Origin of the sequence: Corynebacterium sp. UMB6689 (genome assembly GCF_030215295.1) — a bacterium.
Lineage (GTDB): Bacteria > Actinomycetota > Actinomycetes > Mycobacteriales > Mycobacteriaceae > Corynebacterium > Corynebacterium aurimucosum.
This window is the reverse complement of record NZ_JASOLS010000310.1, coordinates 1-230: the sequence shown is the minus strand read 5'-3', so window position 1 is coordinate 230 and position 230 is coordinate 1. Positions and strand designations below refer to the sequence as shown.

Sequence of the window (230 nt, the reverse complement as noted above, 5' to 3'; positions counted from 1 at the left end):
GAATGCTTGCCCCATTGTAATGCCATGGGTAGGGGAGGGCTCGAAATGGATCTGATCTCCGGGGCAGATTGTGCCCGCCGTTAGGACACGGAAGTAGCAGCCACAGTCGCCGCGTTCGGTAAAGGTTTTCACCCAGCCGCGCTCGTTGAGCCATACCGCGAAAGTGCGGCAGGGCGTGCGCGGCACCGACACCTGCAAAAGGGCGGATCCCACCCGCAGTTTTTGGTTGA

General features: G+C 60.4%; 1 protein-coding gene. It reads right to left on the bottom strand.

Going from position 1 to position 230, the window contains the following annotated elements:
- Positions 1–230 (bottom strand): MOSC domain-containing protein (locus QP363_RS13625; protein ID WP_284764888.1); only part of this gene is annotated, 230 nt, incomplete at both ends.